The sequence below is a fragment of the Oribacterium sp. P6A1 genome, assembly GCF_000702885.1.
GTDB lineage: Bacteria > Bacillota > Clostridia > Lachnospirales > Lachnospiraceae > Oribacterium.
In genome coordinates this window covers 1-26,794 of the sequence record NZ_JNKO01000003.1, presented here as the reverse complement: position 1 = coordinate 26,794, position 26,794 = coordinate 1, and the positions used below count along the sequence as shown (strand labels likewise).

Annotated in this window: 22 protein-coding genes, 1 tRNA gene and 1 rRNA gene; all 24 read left to right on the top strand. The window is 45.8% G+C overall.

All coding sequences use genetic code 11. From position 1 onward, the window contains the following. The first annotated feature begins 363 nt into the window (after positions 1 to 363). Positions 364 to 1,269, top strand: coding sequence for a hypothetical protein (locus T515_RS02740; RefSeq protein WP_036607333.1), 906 nt, complete (start codon positions 364 to 366; stop codon positions 1,267 to 1,269). A 15-nt stretch (positions 1,270 to 1,284) separates the two neighbouring features. After that, positions 1,285 to 3,516, top strand: a complete 2,232-nt coding sequence (locus T515_RS02735) for a DMSO/selenate family reductase complex A subunit (protein WP_036607330.1) — start codon at positions 1,285 to 1,287, stop codon at positions 3,514 to 3,516. A gap of 365 nt (positions 3,517 to 3,881) precedes the next feature. Further along, positions 3,882 to 4,028, top strand: a complete 147-nt coding sequence (locus T515_RS17310; protein ID WP_155988241.1) for a hypothetical protein — start codon at positions 3,882 to 3,884, stop codon at positions 4,026 to 4,028. After that, complete coding sequence (locus T515_RS02730; RefSeq protein WP_036607327.1) at positions 4,018 to 5,136, top strand: M20/M25/M40 family metallo-hydrolase; 1,119 nt, start codon at positions 4,018 to 4,020, stop codon at positions 5,134 to 5,136. The genes T515_RS17310 and T515_RS02730 overlap by 11 nt, the downstream gene beginning before the upstream one ends. Positions 5,137 to 5,467: 331 nt before the next feature. Then, complete coding sequence (cysK, locus tag T515_RS02725; protein WP_036607325.1) at positions 5,468 to 6,403, top strand: cysteine synthase A; 936 nt, start codon at positions 5,468 to 5,470, stop codon at positions 6,401 to 6,403. Between the two features lie 144 nt (positions 6,404 to 6,547). After that, positions 6,548 to 7,453 carry a LysR family transcriptional regulator gene (locus tag T515_RS02720; protein WP_036607323.1) on the top strand — a complete coding sequence of 302 codons (906 nt, stop codon included), beginning with the start codon at positions 6,548 to 6,550 and terminating at the stop codon, positions 7,451 to 7,453. Between the two features lie 207 nt (positions 7,454 to 7,660). Next, positions 7,661 to 8,443 carry an SDR family NAD(P)-dependent oxidoreductase gene (locus T515_RS02715; RefSeq protein WP_036607322.1) on the top strand — a complete coding sequence of 261 codons (783 nt, stop codon included), beginning with the start codon at positions 7,661 to 7,663 and terminating at the stop codon, positions 8,441 to 8,443. A gap of 92 nt (positions 8,444 to 8,535) precedes the next feature. After that, complete coding sequence (locus T515_RS02710) at positions 8,536 to 9,867, top strand: N-acetylmuramoyl-L-alanine amidase family protein (RefSeq protein ID WP_036607320.1); 1,332 nt, start codon at positions 8,536 to 8,538, stop codon at positions 9,865 to 9,867. Positions 9,868 to 10,069: 202 nt separating this feature from the next. After that, on the top strand, positions 10,070 to 11,107 hold the full coding sequence (locus tag T515_RS18545; protein WP_036607318.1) for a C40 family peptidase: 1,038 nt from the start codon (positions 10,070 to 10,072) through the stop codon (positions 11,105 to 11,107). Positions 11,108 to 11,245: 138 nt separating this feature from the next. After that, on the top strand, positions 11,246 to 11,779 hold the full coding sequence (gene hpf / locus T515_RS02700) for a ribosome hibernation-promoting factor, HPF/YfiA family (protein WP_036607316.1): 534 nt from the start codon (positions 11,246 to 11,248) through the stop codon (positions 11,777 to 11,779). Positions 11,780 to 11,982: 203 nt separating this feature from the next. Beyond that, complete coding sequence (locus tag T515_RS02695) at positions 11,983 to 12,318, top strand: DUF6110 family protein (RefSeq protein WP_036607313.1); 336 nt, start codon at positions 11,983 to 11,985, stop codon at positions 12,316 to 12,318. A gap of 180 nt (positions 12,319 to 12,498) precedes the next feature. Next, complete coding sequence (locus tag T515_RS02690; protein WP_036607311.1) at positions 12,499 to 14,586, top strand: heavy metal translocating P-type ATPase; 2,088 nt, start codon at positions 12,499 to 12,501, stop codon at positions 14,584 to 14,586. Positions 14,587 to 14,965: 379 nt separating this feature from the next. Continuing rightward, the gene (gene secA / locus T515_RS02685) at positions 14,966 to 17,596 is read left to right on the top strand and encodes a preprotein translocase subunit SecA (RefSeq protein ID WP_051671364.1); all 2,631 of its coding nucleotides are present in this window, start codon (positions 14,966 to 14,968) and stop codon (positions 17,594 to 17,596) included. A 163-nt stretch (positions 17,597 to 17,759) separates the two neighbouring features. Next, a complete protein-coding gene (gene prfB, locus T515_RS02680) occupies positions 17,760 to 18,899 on the top strand; it encodes a peptide chain release factor 2 (RefSeq protein WP_330372631.1) in 1,140 nt (379 codons plus the stop codon). Positions 18,900 to 18,970: 71 nt separating this feature from the next. Continuing rightward, on the top strand, positions 18,971 to 19,426 hold the full coding sequence (locus T515_RS02675; RefSeq protein WP_036607308.1) for an ACT domain-containing protein: 456 nt from the start codon (positions 18,971 to 18,973) through the stop codon (positions 19,424 to 19,426). Positions 19,427 to 19,449: 23 nt separating this feature from the next. Beyond that, entirely contained in the window at positions 19,450 to 20,694 is a 1,245-nt protein-coding gene (locus T515_RS02670) for a homoserine dehydrogenase (RefSeq protein WP_036607305.1), read from the top strand. Then, complete coding sequence (gene tsaE / locus T515_RS02665) at positions 20,694 to 21,107, top strand: tRNA (adenosine(37)-N6)-threonylcarbamoyltransferase complex ATPase subunit type 1 TsaE (RefSeq protein ID WP_036607303.1); 414 nt, start codon at positions 20,694 to 20,696, stop codon at positions 21,105 to 21,107. Before T515_RS02670 ends, tsaE begins: the two co-directional genes overlap by 1 nt. A 98-nt stretch (positions 21,108 to 21,205) precedes the next feature. Next, positions 21,206 to 22,108, top strand: a complete 903-nt coding sequence (gene tsaB / locus T515_RS02660; RefSeq protein WP_051671363.1) for a tRNA (adenosine(37)-N6)-threonylcarbamoyltransferase complex dimerization subunit type 1 TsaB — start codon at positions 21,206 to 21,208, stop codon at positions 22,106 to 22,108. Between the two features lie 83 nt (positions 22,109 to 22,191). Further along, the gene (gene rimI / locus T515_RS02655) at positions 22,192 to 22,647 is read left to right on the top strand and encodes a ribosomal protein S18-alanine N-acetyltransferase (protein ID WP_051671362.1); all 456 of its coding nucleotides are present in this window, start codon (positions 22,192 to 22,194) and stop codon (positions 22,645 to 22,647) included. A gap of 96 nt (positions 22,648 to 22,743) precedes the next feature. After that, on the top strand, positions 22,744 to 23,664 hold the full coding sequence (locus T515_RS02650; protein WP_036607301.1) for a ribonuclease Z: 921 nt from the start codon (positions 22,744 to 22,746) through the stop codon (positions 23,662 to 23,664). A gap of 133 nt (positions 23,665 to 23,797) precedes the next feature. Next, positions 23,798 to 24,817 (top strand): tRNA (adenosine(37)-N6)-threonylcarbamoyltransferase complex transferase subunit TsaD, encoded by a 1,020-nt coding sequence (gene tsaD, locus T515_RS02645; RefSeq protein ID WP_036607299.1) that lies wholly within the window; start codon positions 23,798 to 23,800, stop codon positions 24,815 to 24,817. Between the two features lie 255 nt (positions 24,818 to 25,072). After that, entirely contained in the window at positions 25,073 to 25,891 is an 819-nt protein-coding gene (gene ispD / locus T515_RS02640; RefSeq protein WP_036607298.1) for a 2-C-methyl-D-erythritol 4-phosphate cytidylyltransferase, read from the top strand. Between the two features lie 467 nt (positions 25,892 to 26,358). Beyond that, positions 26,359 to 26,444 (top strand) — tRNA-Ser (locus tag T515_RS02635). Positions 26,445 to 26,642: 198 nt separating this feature from the next. Next, a 16S ribosomal RNA gene (locus T515_RS02630) occupies positions 26,643 to 26,794 on the top strand; the annotation flags it as partial.

Sequence of the window (26,794 nt, the reverse complement as noted above, 5' to 3'; positions counted from 1 at the left end):
GACTTCATTCATTTCAATGCAGAGCTTGATGCTTATCTCCTGAAAAACGATGTTGCAGCAGCGGATAAGTACCGTATTCGCCTCATCATAGAGGAACTTATACAGCAGATTCTTATACCTCAGGGAGGAAGGCTTCCCATAAACCTGACTGTGGAGTATTCGGAGCAGGATGAGAACTGCATCATAAGCGCTTCCTACGGCGGAGACAAATTCGACATAAGGCATACCGATAACACCCTGTCTCTTACCATGATCGAAAACTCCGCAGAGGAAATCGAATATTTCTATGAAGAACATGCGGAGCAGGTCAATGTCATCAAAATAAAAATAAGAAAAAACGTAACTTTATGATAGGAATATGAAATGACAGAAAACGCAAAGGCTTACTACCACCTTCCGGGATTATTTGAGTTCTATGAATTGTATAAAGTGTTTTTATCGCTTTTTCGTGAACACAGAGAGTATTTCTATGACTGGTGTGATATAGGCTCCATATACGGCGCCCCTCAGGACTGTCTCTGGGGAGGCGGACGGGTCGGTTTCGGAGAAGAAACTCCTGAAGATGTTTATTCACTTATGAAGGAGTATGATATTTCCCCCCGTCTTACTTTCAGTAATTCTCTTATTGAAGAGAATCATTTAACTGATAAGAACTGTAATGCATTATGTGAAATGTTTGAGCACTGCGGAACCTCAAAAAGCGGAGTGATCATTCATTCTGATCTGCTGCTTAACCATATAAGATCAAACTACCCTGATTACTATTTTGTTTCCTCCACCACAAAGGTTCTGACGGATTTCAATGAGTTTGAAAAAGAACTTAACAGAGACGACTTCAGCTACGTAGTACCCGATTTCAGACTGAACAGGGAACATTTAAGGCTTAATGCCTTGTCAGCGGCACGAAAACAAAAGGTGGAATTTCTTTGTAATGAGTGCTGCTGGTACGGCTGCTACGACAGAAAAAGATGCTATGAAAATGTCAGCAGAAAGAATCTCGGCGAGGACTGTGAAGATCACATCTGTGTATCACCGGATGCTGAAAAAGGCTACAGATTTTCCGATGCCATGAAAAACCCCGGATTTATCGGAATAGAGGATATTCAGAACATATATGTACCGGAGGGTTTTTCACATTTCAAAATAGAGGGAAGAAGTCTCGGAAGCGCTGTGATCTTCGAATTCTTACTCTACTATATGACAAAGCCGGAGTATCAGCTAAAGGTACGGGAAGAAACCTATCTTGACAGTATGCTGGATCTGTTTTAACAAGGAGTTACAATCATGTCCGATGAAATCAAGATAATACATACAACAGGCAGAAACAACTGCGGAGGTCGCTGCATCATTCACGCCCATGTGCGTGACGGAAAGATCCTTCGCCTGACCACCGATACACAGGAGTGCGCCGCACCCGGCGTCCCTTTGACTGCATGCGCCCGGGGAATGAATTACCACAAGACCTTCCTTAGCGAAGACCGGCTGCGCTATCCGATGAAACGTGTAGGGCGGCGGGGTGAGGGAAAGTTCGTCCGTATCGATTGGGACGAAGCTGTGGACACCATCGCCCGGGAATGGATCAGGATTCGTGATACCTACGGTCCCGGATCACGCTATGTCAACTATTCCACCGGCGTCAGCGCCGTATTCCGCCCGGATCGCCTGGCCATGCGCCTGTTGAGTCTGGACGGCGGCTTTTTGTCCTACTATAACTCTTACAGCTCTGCCTGCATACGTCAGGCGAGTATTTTGATGTATGGCACCGGAAATACAGGAAACGCCCCGGAGGATTGGCTCAACAGTAATCTGATCATCCTTTGGGGACACAATCCTGCTGCCACCAAATTCGACTGCGAAACCATGTATTATCTTAGAAAGGCCCGGGATAAGGGCATCCCTATAGTTGTGGTAGACCCCCGGGAGAATGAGACTGTCCGTCAGCTTAAGGCCGAATGGATTCCCATTCGCCCTGCCACCGACAGCGCCATGCTGGACGCCATGGCGTGGGTGCTGGTTCAGGAGGGGCTTGTGGATCATGAATTTTTGGATCGCTGCTGTATCGGCTTTGACCCCGACCATATGCCCCTGGGGGTAGATCCCGGAGAGTCCGTTCTATCTTATCTCACCGGCGAACAGGACGGAGTTCCCAAAACACCGGAGTGGGCAGAGGCCATTACAGGTGTCAGCGCCGCGGTTATCCGGAACCTTGCCATTCGCTACGCCACAGCGCGTCCTTCCATCCTTTATCAGGGATGGGGCCCCCAGAGAAATGCTTATGGAGAGCAATGCGTTCGCGGCGGAATCCTGCTGGCATGTATGACGGGGAACGTGGGTATACATGGCGGATATGCCTGCGGAGCGGGAGACTACGCCGAGCACAAACGTCCTTCCCTCCCCATGCCGAAAAATCCCTATCCTTACCGGATACCGGTATTCCTGTGGACTGACGCTATCCTTAGAGGCACGGAGATGGGCGCGGCCGACGGTGTCCGCGGCGGTGAGCACCCCCTGTCCAACATCAAGATGATCCTGAATCTTGCCGGAAATACCCTGATCAACCAGCACGGGGATATCAACCGCACCAAAGAAATCCTCAGCGATGAGCTAAAGTGTGAGTTCATCGTATGCAGTGACCTCTTTATGACCGCAAGCGCCAAATTTGCAGATATCCTTCTGCCGGGGATTTCAATGTTCGAGTGCGACAATATCACCAATCCCTGGCAGTACGGAGAATTTCTTGGCTGCTGCAATAAGGTGATAGAGCCACTCTATGAAGGCAGGTTTGAGTACGAATGGCTTTCGGAGGTGGCGGAACGGCTGGGACTTCGTCAGGCCTTCACCGAAGGTCGGACCCACTCGGAGTGGCTGGAGTATATCTACAGTGAGCTTCAAAAAAGCGAACCAGAGCTGCCGGATTACGCCGTTTTCAAGGAGACTGGAATCTACCGGTATAAGGAGAAGCATGGGGGAGTTGCCTTTGAGATGGAGTGTAAGGATCCGGAACGGTATCCATTTCCGACGCCTTCTGGGAAGATCGAGCTTTATTCTGATCGGGTAAACCACCTCGCATTCCGGGACCCGTTCCCACCCATTCCCCGCTATGTAGCCCCTCCCGAGGGGCCTCAGGACCCATTGACTCAGCGATATCCCCTCCAGCTTGTGGGCTGGCATACGCCACGGAGATGTCACAGCATCCACGACAACAACCTCGCCATGCACGCGATAGATCCGCAGGCACTTTGGATGCATCCGAAGGACGCAGCTTCCCGCGGTATCCGCGATGGGGATATGGTCCTTGTATTCAATGACCGAGGAAAAACCAGAATTCCGGCCCATCTGACCGAACGGATCATGCCGGGAGTGACCGCCCTTTCTCAGGGCGCCTGGTACGACGCAGACGAAGAGGGCGTGGACAGGGGCGGATCCATCAACGTCCTGACTTCTTCCCATCCTACGCCCTATGCGCACGGGAATGGTCAGCACACAAATCTGGTGGAAGTAAAAAAACTTTCTTAAAATGTGGGAGGACCTCTCGAAGCGGTCCGATATTCACTTATGATGCGCAGCACATTATATTTCTTTACCACGCACAAAGCGGTTCCCAGGATATCTCTTCCCGGAACCGCTCTTTTTCTGTCATCTGTTAGGTAAAATTTATACCCACCTATAAATTAACCGTCTTATACAAAAATTGCCTCTTGCGTCATAATTACCAACAGCAAAGATAACGTGTCATCTTCTATAGAAGCCCTTCCATCTGGAATGTAAGAATAGGAAGCCAGATTGACTATGATAAGCTATGGGCTGATGACGGGCAGCGTGCAGCACTTTCTTCAGACCCGAAGGGAGAGATTTATCTCCGTCATCCAAAGGGAGAGACAGTGGAAGACTATCAGAGCGAGATTTCTGTTTCTCACTGGAATTTCGAATCACATGATGACAGATGTCCGGTCAATCCAGCTAACAGCATCCTGAGAGCAGATGCCAGCATAAATCCTCTGAAGGGACTTTTGAAAAATGAGTATTGAAAACAACAGAATAGTAAACACCTTTGTGGAGCTTAGCCGAATCGACGGTATCAGCTGCAAAGAACGACTTGTTGCAGATCACCTCATAAAAATATGGGGTGATCTTTCGGTCAACCTGACAGAAGACGCAGCCGGAGAAAAATTCGGCGGTGACACCGGTAATCTTTACGGCTTTATCCCGGGAACAGGGATAAAAAAGGATGATGAGCCGGTTCTTTTCTGCGCACATATGGATACGGTATCTCCGGGTCTCGATAAAAAGGTGATACTTCATGATGACGGCCGTATAACAAGCGACGGAACCACTGTTCTCGGAGCCGATGACAGAGCGGCACTTACCTGTATCTATGAAGCCTACAGAAAGCTTCTCGAAGAGGGGCTCGATCATCCTCCAATCGAGCTTTTATTTACCCCCGCAGAAGAAACCTACGGATTGGGAGCAGACGCCTTTGACTATTCCCTGATTAAATCCAAAAAGGCCTTCGTTCCCGATTCCAGCGGTGATTTCGGAGTCTACTCATCTCAGGAGCCGACACTAATTTATTTTGAAATAGAGGTTTCCGGACGTTCCGCCCACGCCGGATTTGAGCCTGAGAATGGCATAAATGCACTGGCCATAGCGGCACAGGCTGTAAGCAAGATAAAGCAGGGCTGGACAAACGACCACACCACCCTGAATTTCGGTACCATCAGGGGCGGCACAGTAAGCAATGCTGTTCCATCAGCAGTAACACTGACAGGAGAGGTGAGAAGCTCTGTTCATGAGGAAGCCCTCTCCACAGTAGCGAATATAAAAAAGGTCTTTGAAGCGGAGGCTTCGTCCTTAGGCGGAAACATCCGTATTAACAGCGCTCCAAAGATCTTCACCTACAGGATAGACAGCGAATCCGAAAGTCTCCGTCTCTACGAAAAAGCCCTTGCCGCTCTTTCGCTGAAGCCAATACCGAAAAAGTCCTTCGGAGGCAGCGACAACAATATACTCAAAAGAAGGGGTATCGACGGTCTTTGCATATTCAACGCCATGCATGATATACATACGGTCAATGAGTATACCACCGTGGATGAGCTGCAAAAAACCACTGAGCTTATAAAACTACTGATGTCATAAACCGGAGTTAATTATGAATATCACTTATAAAACAACTAAAGATAATATCAACTGAGAGGAGGAAGCGGGTGTTCTTAAACGCTCCTCTCTTTCTGCAGCCGGTGTCCTGACGGAGTTCCCTTACACAAGCATAGGGGCTGATAAGCAGCAATAAGTAAACACTATACCCACCTATAAACTTCAAGTAATATCCCTTTCTTTCGTACCGTGCTATGATTTATCCATCAAAGAAAAGCATTTGCCACATCTAAATACTTAGACATTGGCATAGAAACAGTCCATCGCTAAACGAAATTCAAAGGACTGGTACATAAGAAAGGTCGGTATCATTATGTCAGACATCAGAGAAAGCGCACTTGAACTTATAGGTGGAACACCTCTTTTAAAGCTTAACGGTTACAGCAGGAAGGCAGGCGTTGAAAACGCAACTATCCTTGCAAAGCTTGAGTATCTCAATCCTGCAGGATCAGTAAAGGACAGAGTAGCCCTCAGCATGATAGAGGATGCCGAAAAGAGCGGAAAGCTTAAGCCGGGTGCTACAATCATCGAGCCCACCAGCGGAAATACAGGAATCGGCCTTGCCGCTGTTGCTGCCGCAAAGGGCTACAAAGCCATCCTTACACTTCCCGACACCATGAGCGTTGAGAGAAGAAATCTTCTCAAGGCTTACGGTGCAGAGATCGTTCTAACAGAAGGCGCAAAGGGCATGAAGGGTGCCATCGAGAAGGCTTCGGAGCTTGAAAAGGAGATCGATGGTGCCATCATCCTCGGACAGTTCGTAAATCCTGCCAACCCTGCCGTACATAAGGCAACAACGGGTCCCGAGATCTGGAAACAGACTGACGGTAAGGTAGACATTTTCGTTGCAGGTGTAGGTACAGGCGGAACCATCACAGGTGTAGGCGAGTACTTAAAGGAGCAGAATCCTGATGTAAAGATAATCGCTGTTGAGCCTGCAACAAGCCCGGTTCTTTCCAAGGGTACAGCCGGTCCTCACAAGATTCAGGGAATCGGTGCAGGTTTCGTTCCGGATACTCTCAACACAAAGATCTATGACGAAGTCATTGCCATCGATAACGAGGACGCTTTCGCAGAGGGCAAGCGATTCGCAATTTCAGAGGGAATCCTTGTAGGTATTTCATCCGGAGCAGCTCTTAAGGCAGCAACCATCGTCGCAAACCGCGAGGAGAACAAGGGCAAGAACATCGTAGTTCTTCTTCCTGACTCAGGCGACAGATACCTTTCAACAGCACTTTTTGCTGACTGAAGTAAAAATGCTTCCTGCTGCTGAAGATCTTATTGTATTTTCAGACTTAACATGTTTTTTCAACGGGAGTTATGGGATGGTGCTGTAAAGTACCGGAACAATGTGGTATCATGACACGGAAACTAAAGGAAAGGGTTTTGTGTCATGACCATATTACAGTTAAAATATGTTATCGCTATAGATGAAGAAAGCTCCATGCGAAAGGCCGCTGACAGGCTCTATGTTTCTCAGCCCGGCCTTTCAAGTGCTGTAAGAGAGCTTGAGAATGAGCTCGGCATACAGATATTTGAAAGAGTCCACAACGGTGTAGTTACCACATCGGCGGGGGCTTCTTTTATTGCCTATGCCAGAAACGCCGTAGAGCAGTTCGAGAAGGTGGAAGAGAAGTATCTGAATACCAAAAAAGAAAAACCAACCTTCTCTGTTTCCATGCAGCATTACACCATAGCTGTCAATGCCTTCATCGACACCATAAAGGAATATGATCATGCCGAATACCAGTTCTCCATTCGTGAGACCCAGACCGGTGAAGTCATTGAAGATGTCAAAACCATGAGAAGCGAAGTTGGAGTCATAGCTCTCAGTGACTTCAATAAAAAGACCTTCAAAAAGATCTTCACAGATGCATCCCTTGAGTTCCATGAACTCTTTACAAGGGACGCCTATGTATATCTCAGTAAGGACCATCCCCTCAAAGACAGGGAGACACTTTCCCTAAAGGACCTTCAGGACTATCCATGCATGGTATTCGATCAGGGGGACCAGACCTCCTTTTATTACAGAGAAGAGGCCCTTGCCACCTATGATTACAAAAAAGTCATAAGCACCAACGAAAGAGCAACCTCCATCGAGCTAATGCTGGGACTTAACGGCTACGCAGTCGGTGCCGCCATGCTCGGCTCAGGAAGCACCTCTTCGGATATAAAGGTCATTAAACTGGAAGAAGACGAGACCCTGACCTTCGGATACATCGTAAGAAAAGGGCAGGAGCTCAGCGAAATGGCGAAGACATTTATAGAAAAACTTACAAATCACAAAACTTTATCATAATCTGGTTTTACAATTATTGCCCGAGTGTTTGAAATACTCTACTATAGAAAGGGATGGCTCTCATGAGTCATCTCGCTTTGCTTACATATAAACATTCGTGGCCTTCGATATTTTACATCCACGAATCTTTTCTCGCTTCAGAAAACATGATATACCATCGTCATTCTGAAGTAAGCAATCCAAATCCATCTACATCCGGAGAAAAAAATGAAAACTGCAATCATTACCGGTGCTTCCCGGGGAGTGGGGCGCGCCACGGCAGAAACATTTGCAAAAAAGGGCTACCGCCTCATCATAAACTGCCGCTCGAATTTCGAGCTTCTTGATGAAGTTGCGGCATATCTTTCAAAATATACGGAGGTTATACCGGTACACGGATCTATAACCGGCGACATACTGGCTTCGGCTCTCAGGATAGATCTAAGCGCCCTTCAGTCGGTTATTTCAGATGAAGCAGAGATATGTCAGAAATCTCATCAGGATTCAAGCGCCGATGCAGACGAGATAGTACTTGTGAACAATGCCGGCATATCCACTTTCAATCTGGCTCAGGACGTAACAGACGACGAGTTCGATACTATGCTGGAGGCCAATGTCTCCGACATGTTCAAGCTCACCAGAGCCGTCATTCCTTATATCCTGAAGACACAGAACGGCCGCATCGTGAACATTTCCTCCGTCTGGGGAGTTGTGGGGGCTTCAATGGAATCTGTCTACAGCCTTACCAAGGGAGCTGTCAATGCCTTTACCGAAGCTCTCGGCAAAGAACTGGCGCCAAATCATATCCCGGTAAATGCAGTGGCAATCGGATGCGTGGACACAGACATGAACAAGTGGCTGGAGCCTGTGGACAGAGCAAAACTTGAAGAGGAGATACCCTATGGAAGGATGGCTTCCCCGGAAGAGGTGGCCGACTTCATTTATCTTCTTACAAAAGCTCCACGCTACCTCACAGGTCAGATCATAAAGTTCGACGGCGGGTGGATATGATATAAGTCGGAGCGCATAGCGCGGAACGATTCGATATAAACTATTAAAACTCACGTCATTAATATAAACCCAAACAGGAGATAGAATCAGTTATGAAACGAAATATCAGGAAAAAAATAGTATTATCTGCAGCAGCCTGCATGGCTCTTTCAGTTTCTTTAAGCGCCTGCAAAAAGAGTTATGAATCCGAGTTCAATGAGGCTCAGGTTTCAGTGGAAGAGGGAACTCTTACAGATGCCGAAGCAAATACGGGGGCAGCCGAAGTTCAGTCTGTTACCAGCTTCGGTCCCACGGTTCCTGCAGATCACAATGAGACCGGAGCTTCAACCGGAACCGGGACAAATTCAGGCTCTCAGACAGCAGAATCCCAGTCCGGATCTGCCGGCTCTTCTGCGGCTTCAAAAGCAACAGCCACTTCTCAGACAGCAGAAACCGTTGTACAGGAAACCAAGGCACCCATCAGTTTTGAAACAAGAGATGAGACGGTATACATCATGAAGGATGATGTGAATATCAGAAAAGAACCTGTTGATGGAGAACCTCTCGGAAAAGCAAATACCGGTGACAGTTTCCACAGAACCGGTTACAGCAGCAGCGGCTGGAGCCGAATCGAATACAACGGAGCAACAGCCTATATCAGTTCCGAATTCACCACAACCGATGTGGTAGAGAAAAAGACTTCCGAGGCTGTGGCATTTAACACAGGCTGGGAGTTTGGCGGCAATTCAAAGATCAATTCAGGTACAGCTACTCTTTACTACGCTTCAGGCAGCAGTAAAAAGAACAAAACCGTTTGTGTCAATGCCGGTCACGGTACAAAGGGAGGCGAAAGCGTTAAGACTCTCTGTCACCCTGACGGAACTCCAAAGGTTACAGGAGGCAGCACTGCAGCAGGCAACACAAAAGCCACCGCTGTATCATCCGGAACCACCATGCTTGACGGCACTTCAGAGGCTTATGTGAACCTCAAGGTGGCAAAGGCTCTTAAATCAGTACTCCTTGAAAGAGGCTACAATGTCCTCATGATCCGCGAAAGCGAAGATGTTCAGCTGGATAACATTGCACGTACCGTTATGGCCAATGAGAAGGCCAGCTGCCATATTGCCATCCACTATGACTCCACAACCAGCAACAAGGGTGCATTCTTCATGACTGTTGCAGACGGAATCAAAAACATGTACCCGGTATCCACCATCTGGACTGAAAGTGACCGTCTCGGTGCTTCAATCATAAACGGTCTGTCCGGAAACGGCGTAAAAATCTTCGGAGACGGCACCATGCAGATGGATCTGACCCAGACCAGCTATTCAAAAATTCCATCCATCGACCTGGAGCTTGGAGACAGATCCTCCGATTACAGCGACGCAAGCGTTTCTGTGCTTGCCAAAGGCATTGCGGACGGCGTAGATATTTTCTACTCCTGACCTGTAAAAAAAGCTTAAATAATTTAAAAAGATTCGTCAGCGGCAGATGTGCTACCATTAATGTAGTTAAAACATTAAGTGGTTTTACATTTGCCGCTTTTATTTTTAATCGGCCATAACAGTGTAAAACTGCCGCCGAATGTTACGTAACCGGACTTTCCGGAACACATCACGTGGTGTTACATAAGTTAAAGGAGACAATTTGAAACATTCATCATACAAATATATAGCCATATGTACAGCATTATCTATAACCGCCGGCACATTTGCTCCGGGCTTTACAGCCTTTGCCGACGAGTCAGTGATCTCAGAGCTTGAAATATCCACCGAAGCTGATTCTCAGGATAGTTCTCAGAGTGCCTCTCAAGCTGCTTCTCAAGCTGATTCTGAGGAAGAGCTGCTCCTTGCCATAGGAGACGTTCCCCAGGATGACGAAGCCCTTGGCATATCATCCGATGAGGATATAACCGCACTTACTGACGGCTCCATGATTCCGGAATACTCCGTAACAACCATTGATGAAACAAGTGCCAATGTTGTTACGGAAAACTATACCGAAGCCAGAACTTCCACCGCAAAGGAGACCATGGAAGAGTCCTCTGCGGTTTCCGGCGGAGAAGATAACCTTTTAGAGGTAGTTGATGATGTTGATGATTTCAGTGCTTTCAGTTCAGGCTTAACCACCATAGCCCAGGATGTAAGTAATATGGTCTCAACCGTCATTGCTTCATCTGAACGCAGTACATCGGATTCTGACTCTGCCATAGAAGTGAATACGGCACCAACGGTTGAGACAACCTCCATAGTATCAACCGTAAAATCCGCTATTTCATCCGTAACTTCCGGAAATATTTCCGTTCCGGTCATAGCCACCACAGCAGGCAGACAGGCACTTATTAATTACGCAAAGCAGTTCCTCGGCAATCCTTACGTATATGGAGGAACTTCCCTTACTGAGGGTGCTGACTGTTCCGGCTTCGTGCAGCAGATATTCAAATATTTCGGAATAACAACCGGAAGATCTTCAAGAGATCAGATAGAGAATGCACAGGCCATAAGCTTTGAAGAACTCCAGCCCGGTGATCTCGTTTTCTATGCATCCGGTGATTATGTAAACCACGTAGCCATCTATGCAGGAAACGGAGTTATCATCCACGCAGCAAGTTCAAAGACAGGTATCTGTACCGGAAGGTACGACTACAGAGAGCCATACGCCTACGGAAGATTCCTCAGTAACTGACGGCTCCGGGTCTATCACAGATTTCACCAAAATTTCATTTTTATACTGTTGAAAAATTGGAATTATCTTCCTTTAAGTGATATAATCAGAATATCTCAACAGAGATGTTGAGAAATATAGAAAAGGGAGCGTGATTCCATGAAGTTTAATATCACGGGAAGAAACATTAACGTATCTGATGGCATGAAGGACCAGATTGACAGAAAGCTCGGAAAGCTGTCAAAGTTCTTCAAAGAGGACACCATCTGCAATGTCACTCTCTCAACCGAGAAAAACATGTACAAGGTGGAGGTCACCATTCCTATCAGAGATGGTGTTATCCGCGCGGAGGAAACAACTTCAGACAAATTCCAGTCACTGGATCTTGTTGTTGATATAATTGAACGCCAGATCCGTAAACACCGCACAAAACTCATGAACCGTAAGCTCGCAGCAGGTTCATTCTCAGATGCTTTCGGTGATGAACCGGATGATGATATCGCAGAAGAAGAAATCAACATCGTTCGTACAAAGCATTTTGACTTAAAACCTATGACTCCCGAGGAGGCATGTCTCCAGATGGATCTTGTAGGCCATGCATTTTTCGTATTCCAGAACGGCGATACAGGAAACGTTGCCGTAGTTTATAAGAGAAAGGGAAACAGTTACGGACTTATCGAGCCGGAGTACTGATACCCCGGAATTTTAACACAGAATTCAGGACAGCCGATCCGGCTGTCCTTTTTTTATAAAAATACAATTTTTCAAAAAAGTTAGTTTATCATTACGATATTTTTTGTGGTATATTCTGTCAAAATAACAAATATGGATTATAATATGTGTTAGATATGACTAACGGCCCACAAAATTTTTTTATCATATGGAGGATATAAACCATGATTAGTTGGAAGAAAGTTGCATGTTTCGCAGGCGGAGTTTTATTTGGCACAGCAGGTATCAGCATTCTCAAGAGTAATGACCTTAAGAAAGCATATACTCACTGTACAGCTGCAGTTCTTAGATGCAAAGATACGGTTATGAAGACCGGAACAACAATCCGTGAGAACTGTGACGATATCTACGCTGATGCATTAGACATTAACGAGAAGCGCGCAAAGGAAGCAGAAGAGAAGGCCATCCTCGATGCAAAGGCAAAGATCGAGGAAGCACAGGCACATCTCGAGGAACTTGAGGCTGCCAAAAAAGCTGATGAAGCAGATGCAGAAAACTGATCATTGGATAGAAGCCTTATAGTATAAGGGGGTTTATATAAAAATAGGATTCCATAAAACCGGACGTCAGCCCATTATCACAGTTTGAATATGAGCTGACGTTTTGCATAGTTAATATGATCAGTATGTCAGGTATGGGTGTGAACATTTCCGAGCCATGCCTGACTATGGAGAACAAAAATGAATTGCAGAATTTTACATGAATCCTCCGGTCGTATGCGTGTCCACATCGACAGGTTCCGTATGACTGCCCAGCAGGCGGATATGGCAGAGTATGCCATCCGACGCTTAAACTGTGTGGAGGATGTCAGGGTTTATGAACGTACCGGTAATGCCATCATCAAGTACAAACGCGGCAACCGTCGCGCCGTTATAAAGGCTCTTTCCGAGCTTGATTACGAGGACGAAAAGATCCGGGCTCTTGTTCCTGAACACACAGGACGTGAGATGCGTAACAAATATGAGGAAAAACTGGTTTTCAGCATACTAAATAAAGGCTTTCGAACCCTGTTTTTCCCCACCGTACTGAACACTGCCATAACAGTGGTAACAGCCATTCCTTATTTTGCCAAAGGCTTACGTTCTCTTATTCACGGTAAAATCGAGGTTACGGTTCTTGACGCAGCTGCCATCGGAGCATCCCTCTTGCGCGGTGATCCTGATACAGCGGGTAATGTTATCTTCCTGCAGGGCATAGGCGATATCCTGGAGGACTGGACCCGTGAGAAATCTGTTGATGATCTGGCTGAGATGATGAGCCTTCACGCAGACCGCGTCTGGGTGAAGTGTGCAAACGGCGAAGAAGTCCTGATGGATACAGGCGATGTTTCCGCCGGCGATATGGTCATAGTCCGTACTTCCAATGTTATCCCTTTGGACGGTGTTGTCATATCCGGCGAAGCAAGCGTCAACCAGGCTTCCATGACAGGAGAGTCCGCTCCGGTATTCAAATCGGAAGGAGCCTCTGTTTTTGCAGGCACTGTGGTAAATGAGGGAGAACTTGTTTACAAAGTGACGCAAAAAGCCGGTAAGGGTAAATATGACCAGATCGTCAAAATGATAGAGGACTCTGAAAAGCTCAAGAGCAATACTATAACCGCAGCATATCATCTTGCGGATCAGCTTGTTCCCGGTGCTTTTATCGGAATGGGTCTCACATATCTTTTGACGAGAAACATTACCCGTGCCATGTCTTTCCTGATGGTTGATTTCTCCTGCGCATTAAAGCTGTCAATGCCGCTGTCTGTGATGTCAGCCATGCGTGATGCCGGAAAGCACGACATCTCAGTAAAGGGAGGAAAATTCCTTGAGGCGGTTTCGGAAGCTGAAACTATCGTATTTGACAAAACCGGAACCCTGACTCATGCCACACCAAAGGTTGCAGATATAATCACCTTTGACGGATGGTCTGAGACAGAGGCCCTCCGCCTTGCCGCATGCATGGAAGAGCATTTCCCTCATTCCATCGCCAATGCCGTGGTTAGGGAAGCTGCCGATCGAGGCATCAGCCATGACGAGTTTCATACCAAAGTCGAGTATATCGTTGCCCACGGAATAGCAACCACCATAAACGGAAAGCGTGCTGTTATCGGAAGTCACCATTTCATAATGGAAGACGAGAAGATTGCGGTTGCGGATGCTGAACGGGAGAAATACGACAGTATTCCGGAACAGTATTCACCTCTGTATCTTGCCGTTGACGGAAAACTCGCTGCAGTTCTCTGTATTGAGGATCCAATAAGAGAAGAGGCTGCAGAGGTTATTGAAAGTCTTCATCATTTGGGACTAAATAAGATCTGTATGATGACAGGCGATAACTATCGTACTGCAGAAGCTGTTGCAAAAAGGCTGAATCTGGATGAATTCCATGCGGAAGTACTTCCGGAAGACAAGGCTGCTTTTGTACGTTCCGAGCATAAAAAGGGCCGCAAGGTAATTATGGTAGGAGATGGCATCAATGACACTCCTGCGCTTTCTGAAGCAGATGTGGGACTTGCTGTTTCAAACGGTGCTCCCATAGCTCAGGAAGTTGCGGATATAGTGATCTCAAACGGTTCCCTTGAAGAGATCATAAGAATGAAGCAGATCGCCGATGCTCTTACCCGGAGAATCAACGGAAATTACAGAAGAATTATGGGCTTCAACAGTATACTGATAGGACTTGGCGCCATGGGACTTCTGGCACCTTCATCTGCTTCACTGCTTCATAATCTGTCTACCATCGGCATCGGGCTGCATAGTATGACTCCGCTGTCAGAGGAAAAGTAGAGATTGACGTAAAAAGATTTTTTCATCAGGAATGAATAAACTTATTTAGTGTAAAATGGTGTTGGTTTTTCAACAAGGAGCATATTATGAATTATTTCAAATGGCATAAATGGAGTGCAATCATCATGTTGACCGCGGGAGTCATCTGTCTTTGGACCGGACACAAAATGGTTTCAAAACACTAAAACCGGTTTAATGATTCAGGAGGAGACTTATACAGTTCTCCTCCTGAATTTTTTCCAAAATATGAAATATATTTAAAGTTCCTGTGCTGACTTGAATAAAAAAGGGTTTAGTGATACTATTTCATAGTTATAGCCGAAAATAGGACTAAATCTGTGCGTCAAAGGTCTGCGCACTGTTATTAAGGAGTATATAAATGAGTTTATTAGAGAAGGTTTTCGGTACCCACTCTGAACGTGAGTTGAAGAGAATTGATCCGATTATCAAAAAGATCCTGTCATACGATGATGAGATGACAGCCATGTCTGATGAGGAATTGAAGGCACAGACAGCTAAATTCAAAGAGCGTCTTGCAAACGGAGAAACTCTGGACGACATCCTTCCGGAAGCATTCGCAACAGTTCGTGAGGCAGGCAAGCGTGTCAACGGCATGAAGCACTTCCCTGTACAGCTCATCGGTGGAGTAGTACTTCATCAGGGCCGTATCGCAGAGATGAGAACCGGTGAAGGTAAGACTCTTGTTTCTACCGCACCTGCATATCTTAATGCCCTTGAGGGAAAGGGTGTTCATATCGTTACAGTAAACGATTATCTTGCAAAGCGTGACTCTGAGTGGATGGGACGTATCCATGAGTTCCTCGGCCTTAAGGTCGGTGTTGTTCTTAACTCTATGACAACAGAGGAACGTCAGAAAGCATATAACTGCGATATCACATACGTAACAAACAACGAACTCGGTTTCGATTACCTTCGTGACAATATGGCCGTATACAAGAATCAGCAGGTTCTTCGCGGTCTTCACTACTGTATCATCGATGAGGTAGACTCAGTTCTTATCGATGAGGCCCGTACACCTCTTATCATTTCAGGCCAGTCCGGAAAGTCAACAAAGCTCTATGAGGTATGTGACGTACTGGCAAAGCAGCTTCAGAGAGGTGAGGAGTCAGCTGAATTCAACAAGCTGGATGCACTTCTCGGCGAAGAGATCGAGGAAACAGGTGACTTCATAGTTAACGAAAAGGAAAAGACAGTCAACCTCACACAGGAAGGTGTTCAGAAGGTTGAGCAGTTCTTCCATATAAAGAACCTTGCAGATCCCGAGAATCTTGAGATCCAGCACTGTGTGATCCTTGCTCTTCGTGCAAACAACCTTATGCACCGTGACAAGGACTACGTTGTTAAGGATGATGAAATCCTTATCGTAGATGAGTTCACAGGACGTATCATGCCGGGTCGTCGTTACAGCGACGGTCTCCACCAGGCAATCGAAGCCAAGGAGCATGTAAAGGTAAAGCGTGAATCCAAGACACTTGCTACCATCACTTTCCAGAACTTCTTCAACAAGTTCGACAAGAAGGCCGGTATGACAGGTACTGCACAGACAGAGGAAAAGGAATTCCGTAACATCTACTATATGGACGTTATCTGTATTCCTACAAACCGTCCTGTTCAGCGTATCGACCTTGATGATGCTGTATACAAGTCAAAGAAGGAGAAGTTCCAGGCTGTAGTAGATGAAGCAGTCAGAGTACACGAAACAGGAGCACCTGTACTTATCGGTACCATAAACATCGACACATCAGAGCTTCTCAGCGGTATGCTTAAGCGCCGCGGCATCAAGCACAACGTACTTAACGCGAAGTTCCATGAAATGGAAGCAGCTATCGTAGCTGACGCCGGACAGCATGGTGCAGTTACCATCGCCACCAACATGGCAGGACGTGGTACCGATATCAAGCTTGATCCTGAAGCTCTTGCAGCAGGCGGACTTCATATCATCGGTACAGAACGTCATGAATCAAGACGTATCGACAACCAGCTCCGCGGACGTGCCGGAAGACAGGGTGACCCGGGACAGTCTCAGTTCTTCATTTCTCTTGAAGATGACCTTATGAGACTTTTCGGATCAGATCGTCTCATGAGCATGTTCGAAGCACTGGGCGTACCGGAGGGTGAGCAGATCCACCACAAGATGCTTTCAAGTGCCATCGAAAAGGCTCAGCAGAAGATCGAGCTTAACAACTACGGAATCCGTGAGAACCTCCTTAAGTATGATGAGGTAAACAACGAGCAGAGAGATGTAATTTATGAAGAGCGTGCCAAGGTTCTCAACGGAGACAACCTTCGTCCTCTTATCATCAATTTCATCCAGGACATCATCGAGAACTATGTTGATGCCAATGTTGCAGAGGATTCTACTGCAAAGGATTGGGATCTCAGCGGCCTCAATGATACACTCATGACCATCATTCCTCTTCCTAAGATCAAGCTTACAGAAGAGCAGTACAACTCCATGACCAAAAATGAGTTCAAGCAGCTCCTGAAGGAAGAGGCCATCAAGCTTTATGAGCAGAAGGAGTCCGATTTTGCAAATCCTGAGCAGATGCGCGAAATCGAGCGGGTTATCCTTCTTCGTGTCATCGATCAGAAGTGGATGAATCACATCGACGATATGGATCTTATGCGTGACGGTATCGGTCTTCAGGCTTATGGTCAGAAGGATCCTCTTGTTGAGTACAAGATCCAGGGCTTCGCCATGTTTGAAGAGATGACAACAGCCATCAAGGAGGACACCGTTCGCATCCTTTACCATATCAAGGTTGAGCAGAAGGTAGAACGCGAGCAGGTGGCACAGGTTACAGGTACAAACCGCGACACAAGCTCTGTCGCAGCCCCTAAGAAGCGTGAGATCCGTAAGGTTTATCCTAACGATCCATGCCCTTGCGGTTCAGGAAAGAAGTACAAGCAGTGTCACGGAAGGAACGAGTATCTCAAGACTGTAAGCGGTCAGGAAGATGCTTCCGAAGATACATCAGATAAAGACTAACTATTTTGTCAGGCGGCGGATATAAGTATTCGCCGTCCGACTGTGCCGCGAAACTTCATTTCGCGGCATTTTTCGTAAGGTTTCTCAGGATATACATGACAACGGTCCGGAGAGGCATTATGATATTCAACACCCATTAACCGTTAGTACAAAAGGAATAACTATGATTTTAGAGTTAGAGCAATACAAATTTGAACTTAATGGCAAGGAGCAGTCACTGAAGGATCTTGGTGCATCCCTTGACCTGGAAAACAAGAAGAAAAGAATAGTTGAGCTTGACCGTATGATGGAGGAGCCGAATTTCTGGACAGATCCTGAGTCTGCCAACAAGTACTCAACAGAAGCACGCCGTCTCAAGGACGACGTTAAGGCTTATGAGGACCTTTCTCAGGCTTACGAGGATATCGGAGCCCTCATTGAGATGGCAGAAGAGGAAGAGGATCAGGAAAGTGTTCAGGAAGTAAAGGAAATGCTTGACGATTTCACTGAAAAGCTTGATGCCATGTCCACAAGACTTCTTCTTTCAGGCGAATATGACAGTATGAACGCCATCCTCCGTCTCAATGCAGGTGCCGGCGGAACAGAGTCCAACGACTGGGCAGGCATGCTTTACCGTATGTTCACAAGATGGGCAGAGCGCCATGGATTTACATACAAGATCCTCGACTACCTGGAGGGTGATGAAGCAGGAATCAAATCCGCAACCATCGAGATCGACGGACAGTACGCTTACGGATATCTCCGTTCAGAAGCAGGTATCCACAGACTTGTACGTATTTCTCCCTTCAATGCCCAGGGCAAGAGACAGACATCCTTCGTTTCCTGCGATGTCATGCCTGATATCGAGACAGACATCGACATCGAAGTTCGTCCCGAAGACATCAAGATGGAAGTATTCCGTGCATCAGGTGCCGGCGGACAGCACATCAACAAGACATCATCAGCAGTTCGTCTCATTCATATCCCAACAGGTATAGTAGTTGCCTGTCAGGAAGAGCGTTCACAGGTTCAGAACCGTGCAAAGGCCATGCAGATGCTGAAAGCCAGACTCTATCTCAAGGAGAAGGCTGAGCAGGATGAAAAGATCGCAGGCATACGTGGAGAAGTGAAGGATAACGGCTGGGGCTCTCAGATCCGTTCCTACGTTCTTCAGCCATACCGCATGGTAAAGGATCTTCGTTCAGGTGAGCAGTCTTCCAATACTGATGCTGTTCTTGACGGTGATATAGATCGTTTTATCACAGCATACCTTAAGTGGATGCAGCTTGGCTGTCCTGACAGAAGAGTACAGGGTGACGACTGATTGAATCTCTAAGCGGCTGATTTTCCATCGGGAAAACAGTGCCGCTATATTACTTATCTGGAGGCTTCAGAATGAATAGCGAATCCGATTATTTTGTTGTAAGAACAAAGGCATTACCTACAGTTTTGAAAAAAGTTGTTGAAGTAAAAACCATTCTTGAATCGGAAAAAGGTATATCTATAGCAGAAGCAACCGAAAGAGCGGGGCTTTCCCGCAGTTCCTTTTACAAGTACAAAGACGATATTTTTCCGTTTTATGACAGCACAAAGGGAAAGACTGTGACACTGGTTATACAGATGCGTGACGAGCTTGGATATCTCTCCAAGATATGTTCAAAGATATCCGAGTATCGGGCCAATATCCTTACCATTCATCAGTCTATCCCCATTAACTCAATAGTAACACTGACAGTATCTATCGAAGTTCGTGAAGATACTTCCGACATCAATACCATGATTCGGGAAATCGAAGAGTGGCAAAACATACAATATGTAAAGATTTTATCCCAGGAAAATACTCCGGGATAAGAAAATCAGAAAGGAAGTAAGCTATGAAAGTCGCAATTATGGGTTATGGCACTATAGGTTCAGGTGTTGCCGAGGTTCTCAGGGTAAATCAGGATCAGCTCCAAAAGAAGGTTGGTGAGCCTGTAACTCTCAAATATGTTTTGGACATAAGAGACTCCATACCTGAGGACGCAGACAAGCTTATAAATGATTTCTCCATTATCGAAAATGATGAAGAGATTAAACTTGTGGTTGAGACCATGGGCGGAATCCATCCTGCCTATGAGTTCGTAAAGTCCTGTCTTGAGAAGGGCAAGCATGTTGTAACTTCCAATAAGGCTCTGGTTGACGCTTTTGGCTCAAAGCTTATAGGCATCGCAAAAGAGCACCATTGCAACTTTTATTTTGAAGCTTCCGTTGGCGGCGGTATACCTGTTATCCGCACCATATATCACAATTATGCCGGAGAAAATCTCACTGAGATTACCGGTATCATGAACGGAACCACAAACTTCATACTCACAAATATGAGAGAGAAGGGCGCGGATTTTGACGAGGTCCTTGCGGAGGCACAGCGCCTCGGATATGCAGAACGCGACCCGTCCTCAGACATTGACGGCTTCGATACCTCCAGAAAAACCGCCATTCTCCTCAGTATGGCTTCGGGAAACCGCTGCCGCCATGAGGATATATATACAGAGGGTATCCGGAATATTTCAAAGCTTGATTTCGAGTATGCAAAAGAACTCGGTATGACCATCAAGCTTCTTGGTTCTGTACAGCAGGTGGAAGATAAGTATTTTGCCTATGTAGTACCTATGGTGGTTCCAAAGTCCGATCCGCTTTTCAGTGTTGACGGTGTTTTTAACGGAATCAAGATAGTAGGAAACTGTCTCGGAACAACCATGCTCTACGGAATGGGTGCAGGAAAGCTTCCAACCGCAAGTGCTGTTGTTTCCGACATCATTGCAGCCGTACGCCACCAGGATGAATTCCAGGGTATCGGCTGGTCTGAAAAAATGCTTGAGATCGAGCCTATGGGTTCCAATGCTTTTACTTATCTGCTTCGTGTTGAGGGAACCTGCGAAGAAATAAAGGATGATCTTAAAGAGTTCTTCCTTGAGGATTCAGAGCTGAAGCCTGTAATTCTGAACGGCAGAACAGACGAATTCGCTTTTATTACAGATGTAATGTTCGAAAGTGATTTCCTTGATAATCTGAAGGCGTTTGAAGAGAAAACCGGACGCCGCATCATCCACTACATTCGTACTGAGAAAGAAGAAAACTGATGCTTTTTGAAAGTAATTCCGCGGATGAAACATTCGCATTCGGAAAGAAACTCGGTGAAGCCGCAAAGCCCGGGGATATCATCTGTCTCGACGGAGATCTCGGAGTGGGCAAAACCGTCTTCACCCAGGGATTTGCCGCAGGATTGAACATAGATGATTATGTCAATTCTCCCACCTTTACCATTGTAAAAGAATATGAGGGCCGCCTGCCTCTGTATCATTTTGATGTATACAGAATCGGAGATTCTTCAGAGATGGAAGAAATCGGTTATGAAGATTATTTCTATGGTAAGGGAGTCACAATCATAGAATGGCCGGAGCTTATTCCGGATATCATTCCTGAGGAGGCCCACTGGATCCGCATAACAAAGGATCTGGAAAAGGGCTTTGACTACAGAAGGATCGAGTACTGATCATCTGCAATTTCTGATGGTTATTCACATCAATTAGTTCACCGGCAGATTCTCAGGAATCTGCCGGGATAGTAAATTCATGAAACGGATATAAAACTATGCTTATTTTAGGTATTGATTCCTCAGGACATACCGCCTCCTGCGCGCTTTTCAGCGACGGTATCGTCCTTTCTGAATATTCCACAAATATCGGGCTTACACATTCTCAGACACTGCTTCCAATGGTGGCTGAGATTTTTTCGCGTACAGGACGGGAGGTCAAAGATCTTGACGCCATCGCCGTAAGCGCAGGCCCGGGTTCATTTACAGGACTTCGTATAGGTGCTTCCACTGCCAAAGGTCTTGCTTTAGGCTACGGAATCCCCCTTATTGAGGTCAGCACTCTTGAGGCACTGGCAAGAAATGTCTCTGACACAGCAGAACTTTACTGTTCTTCAGACTATACAGACGTAAAGTCAAAGGATAATGAATGTCAGAAAGCAAAAGCAGCTGATGACTGTCTGTTCGTCCACCCTATCATGGACGCCCGCAGAAATCAGGTTTACACCGCTGCCTTCGTAAACGGAAAACTTTTAGGCTCGGAAGAGGCCATAGGTGTTGATGAACTTACGGAGCATATCAATGCCTCAGGCGGAAGACATCTGTTCCTCGGAGATGCTGTTCCTGTATATAAGGACTTCCTTACCGGACATCTTTCTGTGCCATACAGCTTCGCCGGACCTCAGAATCTTTTACAGAGGGCTTCTTCCGTTGCCATCATCGGTGCCGAAAAGCTCTTAAAAGGTGAAACAGTAAGCGGACAGGATTTCCGTCTCAGCTATATAAGAAAACCTCAGGCTGAGCGCGAAAGAGAAGAGGCCGGACTCAGAGAGTTCGACATCACTCATGACGATCCGGATAAGCTGAAAAAAGGAAAGACCGTGGATGTTCTTGCTGCCAGAAATTATAAGATCGGAACCGATGCAGGTTATGAAGACGAGTCTCTTCCCGAGAATCTGTAAGATACCATCAGGCCCTGTAAGTGTGAATTATAACTGCGGCTTTATACTCCCCATCGGAAATCTGATTTAAAAAGGACATATTTATGACAAATGATTTTGAAATAAAAGAAATGGCTGATTATGACATTCCCGAGGTTCTTATGCTTGAACGTAACGCCTTCGGAAAGATGGCCTGGAGTTCAAAGGATTTCGAATCTGCCATAAATTCGTCTTATGATCATCCCTTTGTAATACATAAGGCACCCGATTCAGGGGTTGCCGGCTACAGTGTTCTTCGGGTCCTGGCACCTGAAGCCGAGGTGGAAGACATTTGCGTATCAGAAGATATGCGAAAACTTGGTATAGGCGAATGTCTGCTTCGTCACATGATTTCCGTCGCCAGAGAAAAAGACGCCGGAAATATCTATCTCGAGGTTCGCTCGAAAAATGAAGCTGCTATCGGACTATACAGAAAACTGGGATTTCAGGATTCTTACGTAAGAAAAGGATACTATCGGGATCCTGTTGATGATGCCGTTATAATGGTACTGAAACTGTGATGTGACTTCATGTGTTCCATCTCCGGCTTTTAATCGAAACAAAAGCAGCAACAGTTTATGATGCTTTTGTTATCAATTTATAAAGGATAATTATATATGCTAGATCTTTGTTTACTTGGAACCGGCGGCATGATGCCCCTTCCAAACAGATGGCTTACCAGCCTTATGCTCCGCTGCAGCGGCAGCAATATGCTCATAGACTGCGGAGAAGGCACACAGATCGCCATGAAAGAAAAGGGCTGGTCACCAAAGCCCATAGATATAATATGCTTCACACATTTTCATGCGGACCATATCTCCGGACTTCCGGGAATGCTGCTATCCATCGGAAATGCAGAGCGTACAGAGCCTATTCATATCATTGGCCCAAAGGGTCTCAGAAGAGTAGCGGACGGACTTCGTATAGTTGCACCGGAACTTCCCTTCGAGGTCATTTATCATGAACTTGAGGAGCCTGTGCAGCAGCTCAGCTTCGGACCATTTGTCATAGATGCTTTTAAGGTGAACCACAAGGTTACCTGCTACGGCTATCGTGTAAGCATCAGGAGACTTGGCAAATTCGACGCCGCAAGAGCACAGGAGCAGAACATTCCCATACGGTACTGGAACAGACTTCAGCATGGAGAGACAGTGACTCTTGATGACGGAGTCATATATACACCTGATATGGTCATGGGTGAGGCAAGAAGAGGTCTCAGTGTGACCTACTGTACAGACACCCGTCCTACTCCTGCCATTACCGAAATGGCAAAGGATGTGGATCTTTTCATCTGCGAAGGTATGTACGGTGAAAGAGACAAGCTTGACAATGCAAAAAAGAACAGGCATATGATGATGTACGAAGCTGCGGAAATCGGTGCTGCAGCAAAACCAAGGGAGATGTGGTTCACACACTATTCCCCAAGCGAGATGCGTCCTGATATTTACAAGGACGATATCTGGAAAATACATCCCGTAAAATTTGCCAGGGACGGCTGGACAAAGGACCTTACCTTTGATGATGAAGATAAAGACTGATGAAATTTTTTCCGTTCTGACATCTGTGAATCCGGGGTGATAAGGTCGAACATAGACTTTCAGTCTTGATTAATGAGGCAGGATTGGGCTCTGATAACCGGAAAACAATGGTGTCTCATGGAGGTAAAAATACATGAATGATATCAATATTTTGGGAATTGAATCCAGCTGTGATGAAACAGCCGCTGCGGTCATCCGAAACGGCCGCGAGGTACGTTCAAACATCATTTCATCACAGATAGCCATTCACACAGAGTATGGCGGAGTTGTTCCTGAGATCGCTTCACGTAAGCATTTGGAAAAAATAGACGATGTTGTATCACTGGCTCTTAAGGAAGCTGACTGTACATTTGACGATATTGACGCCATTGCAGTCACCTACGGTCCCGGTCTTGTTGGTGCACTCCTTGTGGGAGTGGCTGAAGCCAAGGCACTCAGCTTTGCTCTTAACAAGCCTCTCATCGGTGTACATCATATCGAAGGACATATCAGTGCAAACTACATTGAGAACAAAGACCTGGAACCGCCATTCGCATGTCTTATCGTTTCTGGAGGACACACTCATCTTGTAATGGTGGAAGATTACGGAAAATACGAGATCGTCGGCCGTTCCCGTGACGATGCTGCGGGAGAGGCATTTGACAAGGTTGCAAGAGCAGTGGGCCTCGGTTACCCGGGAGGGCCCAAGGTGGACAATGCTGCCAGAACCGGTGATCCCCATGCCATCGAATTTCCGAGAGGTGTAGTCGCAGGAAATCCATATGACTTTTCCTTTTCGGGAATCAAATCTGCGGTACTGAATCACATCAATAAAGCGAAAATGACCGGTACTGAAATCAATATTCCGGATCTCTGTGCTTCTTTCCAGGAGGCAGTAACGGATTCTCTGGTGTCGAGAGCCATCAATTTATGCAAAGAACGCGGCATTAAGAAGCTTGCCATCGCAGGTGGTGTCGCATCAAACTCACATATCAGATCAAGACTTGAATCGGAATGTAAGGAAAACGGAATCAGATTCTATCGCCCAAGTCCTGTGCTTTGCACTGATAATGCTGCCATGATAGGATGCGCCGGATACTACGAATATCTGAAAGGACTGAGAGACGGTCTTGAACTGAACGCCTGTCCGAACCTGAAATTAGGCGAGCGATAAATCACCATCATTTTGTTATATGTTTCATATAATCCATTATCATGTATAATAGAATCTATTATCCGAAACGGTTTCTGCAATCTGCAGATGCCGTTTTTTATTTTGCGATTAGGCTGATAATATTATATTCAAATATCTCATCTGAATATTTAATGATTTTGTTGTATAATGACATAAGTGAGAGCGCAACCCGCTGAAGGATTCAATGTCAAATCATGACACTCACGTCGTAAAAAAATTATCCGGAGGTATTTTATGTACGAAGGAAGAAAAGTATATGCCATAGTTCTTGCAGCCGGCAGCGGAAGACGTATGCACAGCAAGCAGAAGAAACAATTTATGGAGATTCTTGGAAAACCTCTCTATACCTGGAGCGCGGAACAGTTCGATTCACATTCTGCAATTGACGGTATCATCATCACAACAGCGGAAGAAGATATCCCCTATATGGAAACATTGACAGGAATCGAAAAAAACGGAACATCTGACATCTACTGCACATGCGACTCTGAAAAAAGATATCCTTTACAGAAACTGGCTGCCATCATTCCGGGAGGAAAAGAACGATACAATTCTGTATATAACGGGTTAAATGAGATCAGAAAGATAGAACACCTTCCTGAAACGGACTTTACATCAGATTTAACCGTCTCAGATGAAACAAATCCGATCGTGCTGATTCATGATTGTGCCCGCCCCATGCTTACCCATGCAATAATCGATGATTCTCTGCACTATGCAGCAAAGTATCATGCTGCAGTTATAGGTATGCCGGTTAAGGATACCATCAAGATCATTGATGAAGAACATTTTGTAAAATCAACACCTGAAAGAAGCTCTGTATGGCTTATGGAAACTCCTCAAAGCTTCGACTTTTCACTCATATACAGTGCATATTCGAAACTTATAAAAAAAGAGAAGGAAGGACGCCTCATGATACCGGTAACAGATGACGCCATGGTAGTTGAGACCTTCACCGGAGCCAGAGTAAAGGTTGTTGCCGGAACATATGAAAATATAAAGATAACAACACCTGAAGATGTAAAAATAGCGGAAACTTATCTTTCAAAATAAGCTTTTCATATAAAATCGTCAATTAGCATAATTTATTATGCCAAACTTTCTGCTCGATGATCATCTTTAATGTAAAAACAAAGATGTATACATTAACTGTTGAAAGATTACCGGATAAGCAGAAATCTGATCCGATAAAATTGAATAGTTTTAAATCTTAAAGCGACCTGCCTATGCATCACCTGCCTTATCTTAAGCTGCCTTAACCTTGACTTTTTTCTAAAAAATGTCATAACTGTACAGGCAATTACAGAAGAAAGGAAGTAGAGTCATGCATACAATAGTCGCTTTTTTTAATGCTTTTTGTGCAGCAGTAGCAGAGTGCAAGAAAAACCATGTTGAGATTTACTAAATATCTTTTTTTAAAAACCTCTTGACGATAAGAAAAGGATAGTATATAGTAAGCAAGTCGCCAAAAGCGACAGAAAACTTAATTGAATAAGTTTTGCAAAGATATTTAATATCATGCAGAGGTATCGAAGTGGTCATAACGAGGCGGTCTTGAAAACCGTTTGTCCGCAAGGGCACGTGGGTTCGAACCCCACCCTCTGCGTTTGGGATAACATCCCATAAGAACCTTGAAAATCAAAGATCGATTAATACACAGACCCTGAAGATTCTAAGAATTAGATTTTCAGAAACGATGCAAATCGTAAGCGAATTTATTCGCAGTAAAGAATAACGGACAGAACAAAAGCCAAGCTTAAGTTTTGAACGGGAAGAACTTAAAGAGAGAAATCTCTTAACATTTTAAGATGAGAGTTCGATCCTGGCTCAGGATGAACGCTGGCGGCGTGCCTAACACATGCAAGTCGAACGAGCGAGAGATGAAACCTATTGATTCTCGAGCGAGTGGCGGACGGGTGAGTAACGCGTGGGTAACCTGCCTTACAGAGGGGGATA

Bases quoted from the DNA above. Each gene is read 5' to 3' on its own strand.
- T515_RS02740 (WP_036607333.1), top strand. From the start codon at position 364: ATGACAGAAAACGCAAAGGCTTACTACCACCTTCCGGGATTATTTGAG.
- T515_RS02735 (WP_036607330.1), top strand. From the start codon at position 1,285: ATGTCCGATGAAATCAAGATAATACATACAACAGGCAGAAACAACTGC.
- T515_RS02730 (WP_036607327.1), top strand. From the start codon at position 4,018: ATGAGTATTGAAAACAACAGAATAGTAAACACCTTTGTGGAGCTTAGC.
- cysK (WP_036607325.1), top strand. From the start codon at position 5,468: ATGTCAGACATCAGAGAAAGCGCACTTGAACTTATAGGTGGAACACCT.
- T515_RS02720 (WP_036607323.1), top strand. From the start codon at position 6,548: ATGACCATATTACAGTTAAAATATGTTATCGCTATAGATGAAGAAAGC.
- T515_RS02715 (WP_036607322.1), top strand. From the start codon at position 7,661: ATGAAAACTGCAATCATTACCGGTGCTTCCCGGGGAGTGGGGCGCGCC.
- T515_RS02710 (WP_036607320.1), top strand. From the start codon at position 8,536: ATGAAACGAAATATCAGGAAAAAAATAGTATTATCTGCAGCAGCCTGC.
- hpf (WP_036607316.1), top strand. From the start codon at position 11,246: ATGAAGTTTAATATCACGGGAAGAAACATTAACGTATCTGATGGCATG.
- T515_RS02695 (WP_036607313.1), top strand. From the start codon at position 11,983: ATGATTAGTTGGAAGAAAGTTGCATGTTTCGCAGGCGGAGTTTTATTT.
- T515_RS02690 (WP_036607311.1), top strand. From the start codon at position 12,499: ATGAATTGCAGAATTTTACATGAATCCTCCGGTCGTATGCGTGTCCAC.
- secA (WP_051671364.1), top strand. From the start codon at position 14,966: ATGAGTTTATTAGAGAAGGTTTTCGGTACCCACTCTGAACGTGAGTTG.
- prfB (WP_330372631.1), top strand. From the start codon at position 17,760: ATGATTTTAGAGTTAGAGCAATACAAATTTGAACTTAATGGCAAGGAG.
- T515_RS02675 (WP_036607308.1), top strand. From the start codon at position 18,971: ATGAATAGCGAATCCGATTATTTTGTTGTAAGAACAAAGGCATTACCT.
- T515_RS02670 (WP_036607305.1), top strand. From the start codon at position 19,450: ATGAAAGTCGCAATTATGGGTTATGGCACTATAGGTTCAGGTGTTGCC.
- tsaE (WP_036607303.1), top strand. From the start codon at position 20,694: ATGCTTTTTGAAAGTAATTCCGCGGATGAAACATTCGCATTCGGAAAG.
- tsaB (WP_051671363.1), top strand. From the start codon at position 21,206: ATGCTTATTTTAGGTATTGATTCCTCAGGACATACCGCCTCCTGCGCG.
- rimI (WP_051671362.1), top strand. From the start codon at position 22,192: ATGACAAATGATTTTGAAATAAAAGAAATGGCTGATTATGACATTCCC.
- T515_RS02650 (WP_036607301.1), top strand. From the start codon at position 22,744: ATGCTAGATCTTTGTTTACTTGGAACCGGCGGCATGATGCCCCTTCCA.
- tsaD (WP_036607299.1), top strand. From the start codon at position 23,798: ATGAATGATATCAATATTTTGGGAATTGAATCCAGCTGTGATGAAACA.
- ispD (WP_036607298.1), top strand. From the start codon at position 25,073: ATGTACGAAGGAAGAAAAGTATATGCCATAGTTCTTGCAGCCGGCAGC.